The sequence below is a fragment of the Synechococcus sp. R3-13 genome (genome assembly GCF_047462195.1).
Lineage (GTDB): Bacteria > Cyanobacteriota > Cyanobacteriia > Thermostichales > Thermostichaceae > Thermostichus.
On sequence record NZ_JANSIO010000376.1, the window covers coordinates 1 to 7,229 of the forward strand.

7 protein-coding genes are annotated in these 7,229 nt (G+C 62.7%); 5 read left to right on the top strand and 2 right to left on the bottom strand.

Annotation, left to right across the window (positions count from 1 at the left end; all coding sequences use genetic code 11):
- The 5 genes from NW856_RS11265 to NW856_RS11285 form a co-directional block, all read left to right on the top strand.
- Window positions 1-598, top strand: a 598-nt coding sequence (locus tag NW856_RS11265; RefSeq protein WP_414400319.1) for a nucleotidyltransferase family protein, incomplete at its 5' end; no start/stop codon positions are given.
- A complete protein-coding gene (locus tag NW856_RS11270; protein WP_414400321.1) occupies window positions 585-2,033 on the top strand; it encodes an NAD(P)/FAD-dependent oxidoreductase in 1,449 nt (482 codons plus the stop codon). The genes NW856_RS11265 and NW856_RS11270, both read left to right, overlap by 14 nt.
- 107 nt (window positions 2,034-2,140) lie before the next feature.
- Window positions 2,141-3,010: a DUF2993 domain-containing protein gene (locus NW856_RS11275; RefSeq protein WP_414400323.1), complete on the top strand. Its 870-nt coding sequence runs from the start codon at window positions 2,141-2,143 to the stop codon at window positions 3,008-3,010.
- 316 nt (window positions 3,011-3,326) lie between these two features.
- On the top strand, window positions 3,327-4,874 hold the full coding sequence (locus tag NW856_RS11280; protein WP_414400325.1) for a hypothetical protein: 1,548 nt from the start codon (window positions 3,327-3,329) through the stop codon (window positions 4,872-4,874).
- Between the two features lie 77 nt (window positions 4,875-4,951).
- A complete protein-coding gene (locus tag NW856_RS11285; protein ID WP_414400327.1) occupies window positions 4,952-5,869 on the top strand; it encodes a methylenetetrahydrofolate reductase in 918 nt (305 codons plus the stop codon).
- Here the strand turns inward: NW856_RS11285 and dapB are convergent.
- Together dapB and rpsJ are read right to left on the bottom strand one after the other, a co-directional pair.
- The gene (gene dapB / locus NW856_RS11290; protein WP_414400329.1) at window positions 5,866-6,726 is read right to left on the bottom strand and encodes a 4-hydroxy-tetrahydrodipicolinate reductase; all 861 of its coding nucleotides are present in this window, start codon (window positions 6,724-6,726) and stop codon (window positions 5,866-5,868) included. The two genes, NW856_RS11285 and dapB, sit on opposite strands and share 4 nt — an antisense overlap.
- A 121-nt stretch (window positions 6,727-6,847) precedes the next feature.
- Window positions 6,848-7,165, bottom strand: a complete 318-nt coding sequence (rpsJ, locus tag NW856_RS11295) for a 30S ribosomal protein S10 (RefSeq protein ID WP_414328725.1) — start codon at window positions 7,163-7,165, stop codon at window positions 6,848-6,850.
- Window positions 7,166-7,229 lie beyond the last annotated feature (64 nt).

Sequence of the window (7,229 nt, forward strand, 5' to 3'; positions counted from 1 at the left end):
GCTGCATGCGCTGATCTTGGCGGCTGGGTTTTCCACGCGGATGGGAGAGCCGAAAGCCTTTCTGCCCTGGAAAGACGGGCAAACCCTGCTCTCTTACCAGATTTTTCAGTGGCGACAGGCGGGGTTTCAACCCTGGGTGGTGCTGGGATCCCAGCATCTGGCGGCAGCCCAACCCCACTTGGCAGGGGCAGAGGTGCTGGTCAATCCGGCTCCTGAGCTGGGCAAGACCCACTCCATTCGGGTAGGGGTGGAAGGGATCCCTGCCGATTTTCAGGTGCTGGCCATTTCGGCGGTGGATCAGCCCCGCCCGGCGTGGATCTACCACAGCTTGCTGGAGTACCATCTGCGCCATCGCGCTTGGGCTACTGTGCCGGTGCATCGAGGGCGACGGGGGCACCCTACCCTGATCGACAGGCGCTTGCGGGAAAAGCTGTTGGATCTCCGAGAAGAAACCCTGGGCCTGCGCCGGTTGTTGCAGGATCTGGGCAGGCGGGTACAGGAGGTGGAGCTCTACACTCCTGAGATCTTCCTGGACTGCAATACCCCTGCCGATATGGAGGCCGCTGCTGCCGGTTGCGACAGCGTTGCCCAGGAGTAAGGGGATCCCCTTCAAAAATTGTTCTTCGACCGGTCGCCTCAGCGGTACCGAGCACTTCGGCGTTGCCCAGCAAGATGTTCTTCCCATTGCTCGTATGAGAAAGGCCCTTTATCCTGCCAGCACCTATGATCCTGCCTGTCCGGTCGGCAGCTACTGGGACAGCACGATAGCAGATCCCGGCTGGCGGCATCCGGCACCTTTGCAGGAGCAGGTGAGCGCGGAGGTGGTCATTGTGGGGGGAGGATTGACGGGGCTATCGACGGCCTTGCACCTGGCCCGCGACCACGGCATCCATGCTTGTCTGCTGGAGGCGGGATCCCTGGGTTGGGGGGCCTCGGGGCGCAATGGCGGCTTTTGCGGGGTGGGGGCGAGCCACCTTACCCACACCCAGATGGTGCGGCGGGTGGGCCTGGCAGAGACAGAGCGCTACTACCGGGATCAATGGCAGGCGGTGGAAACCGTTCGGGAGCTGGCGGCCAGCGAGGGCTTCTCCCTAGAGGCCCAGGGACAGGGCTGCTACGCAGTGGCCCATCGTCCACAGGCATGGTCGGAGTTAGAGGCCGAGTACCAGATCTGTACTCAGGTGGCGGGCTACCCGGCCCAGCTCCTCAACCCCAAAGAGCTGCGGGAACGCGGCTTCAACAGCCAAGAGAACCACGGCGCTTTGCACATCGGGGTGGGGTTTGGCCTCAACCCCCTCAAGCTCACCCAAGGACTGGCCCAAGCGGCCCACCGGTGGGGGGCGAAGCTGTACAGCGGCAGTCCGGTCACGGCCTGGGAAAAGGTGGGATCCCAACACATCTGTCACACGCCGGGAGGAACGGTGCGCGCTCGGCACTTGGTCATTGCCACCAATGGCTACACCCCAGAGGCCCTGTATCCCCAACTGGCGGGATCCCTGCTGCCGGCACTGTCCAACATCCTGGTCACCCGACCTCTGACGCCTCAGGAGCAGAAAGCGCAAGGGTGGTGGGATCCGACGCCGCTCTACGACATGCGGCGGCTGCTGTTCTATTACCGTCTGCTGCCGGATGGGCGTTTGCTGTTTGGGGGGCGGGGCGGCACCCGCGATACCCCGACGGAGCGACGGCAGTTGCGCGCTTGGATGACCCGACAGCTCTATCGTCTTTTCCCTGCTTGGGAAGGGGTGGAGATCGAGTATGCCTGGAATGGACTGGTCTGCCTTTCTCGGCAGTTTCACCCCCATATTGGCCCTTCGCCGGCGGATCCCAGCCTGTGGTACGGCTTGGCCTATCACGGCAGCGGTGTGGCCACAGCAGTGTGGGCGGGCAAAATGCTGGCCCAGGAGATTGCCGGGATCCCTTCCCAGATGAGCGCTCTGTTTCGCCAGCCGCCCCGCGCTTTCCCTTTGCCCTGGTTACGGCTTCACTACCTGCGGCTGGGGTATCTTTGGTGGCAGTTGACGGATGGATAGCCTCTCCAAGTATGCGGGGGATCCCTCTGTTCGGCAGAGAAGTCCTGCCCTAGTCTGGTTGTAGTTTGGGTGGAAACCATCGCTTGTCGTTGCTCCTGAGGTATCCAGTGCTGCTCACGTCTTGCCATCGGCCTGCTCCAGATCCGTCTCCTCTCCAAACCCAATCGGCAACCTGTCGCCGCCAACGGCTCTCGCAAGCGGGGCAGCGGCTGGGGTTTGCTCTGCTGCTCAGCCTACCCACCATGTTTTGGCCTTGGCCCCCCGGATTTGCCCAGATTGCCGGATCCCTTCTCAGCCCTTTGGTGGCGGCTTGGATCCGTTCTGAGGTGCAGAGGGTCGATAACCTGCAAGTGCAAATTGTCGGCTCTGACGCCCAGATTTTGAATGGGCAGATCCCTCAGGCCCAGGTGTCGGGAGACAACCTCAGCTATCAAGGCTTTCAGATCAGTCATCTGCGGCTGCAGGGCCAGGATATTCGCCTCAATGTGGGCGAAGCCATCCAAGGACGGAGCCCACTGCGGCTATTGGCCCCTGTGCCGGTGCAGGTGAGCTTGCGCCTTACCGAGGAAGACCTGAACCGCACCCTTCAGGCTCCCCTCATCCAAGCCCAACTGGCTCAGGCCCAGGTGCAGTTGCCCGTTGGGGGCCAAGTGGTGCCCTTTCTCATCCGCCAGCCTCAGGTCACGCTGGAACAGGGTCGGCTGCGCATCCAGGCTAACCTGACCACTCCGGAAGGGGTGGAAGCGCCGGTGACGGTGCTGACCGGCCTAGAAGCCCAAGGCCCCAACCGGTTGCGGCTGGTCAATCCCCTTTGGGTGAGCGAAGGCCAAGAGATCCCCATCCCCGGCCTGGCCGATTTCCCCATTCAGTTGGATCCCGGCGTGCACATCGACCGCTTGGAGTTGCAGCCCGGCCAAATCCTCTACGAGGGGATGTTGGTCATCTACCCGGAAGCGGCGGCAGTGCCACAGGGGTAGGCCGGCGTTTCATGGCTTGCATTTGGTCCGGACAGTGCCGGCTCCGCTGCGGCCAAGGGTGTGATCGGGATCAGACCTGGGGAGCCGGCCTTTGGGGGAAGATCCCTCTAGCAACCGGAGGGAAAGGGATCTTGCTGGCCGTTTGCGTTGGTGCCCCGTCGGGAACCGCAACGTCCACAAGACGAGAGCGGCATCGACTCCCTTCGGTAGCCGGGCAGGAGTGGTGTATTGAGGTGAAGCCATGATCCAGGGCTCCCAGAGGCAGCCATCCAACTGCAAACTCAAACCCTTAATCTGCTGGGCGCTGCCCCTGATCTTGTCGGTCGTTTTTTTGGGGGGCTGTGCTGGCGACCCAGTTTCCACGGTGCCTCTGGACGGCACGGCTGCCGGCACGCGGACGGCCACTCCCGAAGGCCGATCCTTTTCCGATATTCAGCCTGGTCGGGAGCCCCGTCTGAAACACCTTTGGGCCAGTTTTGTCATCACTGCTGAGCAACTGCAATCCGCCCGCGAGGCTCCCGTTTCGCTCCATCCGCAGGCCATTCTCCCCTGCACCGACTGCGAGAGCCTCCGATGGCAGCCGGGATCCCCGCCCCCCACTCCCCCTTCCCGCGCTCTGGGCACCTATCGCCCTGATCAGCTCACCTTCTCCTTTCGAGTGCAGCCCCATGAGATTTCCAGCCGTCCAGGACTCCGTGCTGCTATCACGCTCAGCGGCAGCTTTCACCTGGATACCACCACGCCTCTGATCCACCCCGGCGCAGGGGTGCGCTTGGTAATCCAACGGGCTTTCTGGGGGGAAGACCCGCTGGAACCGCTGCCACCTCCCCAGGACTTTCACCCTCAGCAGATCATCCGAGGCCAGTTCCAGGAGCGCAGTTGGATCCTCCCTTTCTCCCTGCCGCATCCCCCTGCCGGTGAGGTCTTGCCGCCGCTGCGGCTGGAGGTTGTTCTCACCTCGCCAATTCCACCCGATTCCGCCCCCTTTCAACGGGGTAGGCCGCTGCCGCCGCCTCCGGGCCGGCTATATCACGGGGCTGCTTGGCCGGGCATTCCCACTTGGGATCAGCTCTTGTCCTACCGCCAGGCCATTGGTCAACCCCCCGCCTGGGCAGCCGTGGATCACCTCTGGGATCCCCGCCAGGACTTTCCACAGCAGTTGGCCAGTCGCCTGCGGGAAAGCGGCTCAGTCCCCTACCTGCGCCTGCGGCTAGATCCAGCCCAACTTTCTGCCTTGGCCAATGGGGATCACGATGAGACCTTGCGCTCTTGGGCCCGCGGGATCCAGCGCTTTGCCACCCCCATCATCCTGGCCGTCGTTGTTGGCGACGGGGATCCCGAACGCGCTCGCGGTAGCGGTGGGGAGCCCTTTGGTGGGACGGAGTCCTCGCTGCAACAACAGGCTTACCAACACCTGATGCAAACCCTGCGCTCTGTTCGCGTTAGCGGGACGGAGTCCCCGGCCAATTTGCTCTGGGTGGTGGAGCTGGACGGAGAAGATGCAGAGGCCGTGTCCGCCTGGGCTAACTTCCCTGGGATGGACTGGCTGAGCCTACAGGTAACGGGGGATCCCGCCGCTTTTGAACCGCTGTACCGCCGCCTTGAGGCCCTCAACCCGGAAGTGCCTGTGGTGATCCGCGGGCCAGCCCTGGGCTCGGAAGCCTCTCAACCGCTGCTGGAAGGTCTGGAGGCGCAGCGCTGGCCTCAGGTGATCGGCTGGAGCTGGACTTTAAGCCCGGACGGGATCCCTACTGCAGCAGCACAGGATTGGCGGCAGCATCTGCAACAGGGGGATCCCCAGATATGGCTGGGGGAAATGCGGGTGCAGCCCCCGCCCAGCCCCCTTCCCTCGCCCAAGCTCTGAGAAAGGGCGCCCTGTCTGGAAAAACCTCCCGGAAAAGTCGATAATAAGCCAGCCGTTTTACCCTTTCTGCCGAAATTGTGGCCCTGATCCCCTCATCACCTCCCCTGTCCCGCTTCGCCCAGGCCATCGAGCGGGGGGAATTTCTGCTCACCGCCGAGATCACCCCCCCCAAGGGATCCGACACCAGCACCCTGCTGTCTTTGGCCCAGCAGCTCAAGGGGCGGGTGCATGCCATCAACATCACGGACTCCAACCGAGCCATGGCCCGCATGAGCCCGTTGGCGGCCTCGGTGCTGTTGCATCAGGCAGGCGTTGAACCGATCCTGCAGTTGGCCTGTCGGGATCGCAACCGCCTGGCCCTTCAGGGGGATCTGTTGGGGGCCTCAGCTCTCGGCCTGCGCAATGTGTTGGCCCTCACCGGGGACCCCATCCACATCGGCGATTGCCCCGATGCCCGCGCCGTGTTCGATCTGGAATCGGTGCGCCTGCTGCAGCTTATCCAACGGCTGAACAACGGCCTAGATTGCAACGGCAAACCTCTCCCGGATGGGGGCACGCATCTGTTGCCGGGGGCAGCGGTAGAACCCCAATCGGGCAGCTTTTCCGGCCTGGAGCGGCGCTTCCACCGCAAGCTGGAAAACGGGGCCCAATTTTTCCAGAGCCAGATGGTTACCGACTTTGAGCAACTGGAGCGCTTCATGGATAAGTTGGGCCGTCCCGCCGGCAAGCCCATTTTGGCCGGCATCTTTTTGCTCAAATCGGCCAAAAATGCCGAGTTTATCAACCGCAACCTGCCAGGGGTGCAGATCCCAGACGGGATCATCCGGCGGCTGGCCAACGCCGCCCACCCCCTCGAAGAAGGGATCCGCATTGCCGCCGAACAGGTGCGTCAGGCCCGCCAGATCTGCCATGGGGTGCATCTGATGGCCGTCAAAGCCGAGCACCTCATCCCCCGCATCCTGGATGAGGCCGGGATCCCTCCCCTGACCGGCTAGCTCAACACTTGCTCCAGCCCGTAGACCAAACCTTTGAGCTGCAGCACCTTGCGGATCCCCAGGATCACTCCCGGCATAAAAGCTATCCGATCCGTGGTGTCGTGTCTCAACGTGAGGGTTTGCCCCATCCCACCAAAGATGACCTCCTGGTGGGCAATCAACCCCGGCAGACGAACGCTGTGAATGGGGATGTTGGGGCCGGGGATCCCTCCCCGCGCACCGGGGATCAGCTCTTTTTCTTCCACTGAGGACTCCGTCCCGCTGTCGCGAACGGGCGGGTTAAAGGTTTTGCCCAATTGTCCCAGCCGTTGTGCTGTCTGTAGAGCCGTGCCGCTGGGGGCATCCGCTTTGCGGTTGTGGTGCAGCTCGATGATCTCAACGTGGTCAAAATACTGGGCCGCCTGCAGGGCCATCTGCTGCAGCAAAATCATGCCGATGGCAAAATTGGGCGCGATCAAACAGCCCACACCCGACTTGTCCGCCAGATCCCGCAGCCGCTCCACCTGCTCCAGCGTCAGGCCCGTCGTCCCCACCACCGGGCGTACGCCAAAGGCAATGGCCGAGCGAACATGTTCAAAGGCCGACCGAGGATGGGTAAAGTCCACCATTACGCCGCGGCTGCTCCGCTGCGACAACCTCAGCAACTGCCCCGACAAGTCATCGGTAATCTCCACCCCCAGGGAGCCCAGGCCCAGCACCTCGCCAATGTCCAAGCCCAATTGCGAGCGGGCCACCGCCCCCACCAACCTCATGTCGGGCGTCTGGGCAACGGCTCGCACCACCTCTCGCCCCATTTTGCCCAAGGCCCCCACCACCAAAACCGGGATGAGGGATTGGGCCGCTCCTGGAGTTGCCAACCCCTGAGAGGGGTCTGCACCACTATCGCGATCGACCAGATCAACCGATGTTGTCACCCGCTGCTGCCCTCATCCAAGCTCTACGAAATGACTGCGAAAGCGGGGGATCCCTGCAGGTCCATCACAGCTTCACCTCGATATCTACCCCTGCCGGCAGATCCAGCTTCATGAGAGCATCGATGGTTTTGGAAGAGGGGGAATAGATGTCGATAATGCGCCGGTGGGTGCGGGTTTCAAAATGTTCCCGCGAGTCCTTGTCGGTGTGGGGGGAGCGCAGCACACAGTAGATTCTGCGCCGCGTAGGCAAAGGGATCGGGCCGACAGGTACGGCGTCGGTACGACGAGCCGTATCCACGATTTTGTCGCAGGAAGTATCCAGCAGCCGATGATCGTAAGCCTTCAGGCGGATACGAATTTTCTGTTGAGTCAAGGTAGGCATGGCCGGAGAGCAATCCAGAAAAAGGGGGACTCAAAAAAGCTGGCAGGGAAAGTGCTCCGCGCCA

Coding starts and splice junctions, on each gene's coding strand:
- rpsJ (WP_414328725.1), bottom strand. CDS start 7,165: ATGCCTACCTTGACTCAACAGAAAATTCGTATCCGCCTGAAGGCTTAC.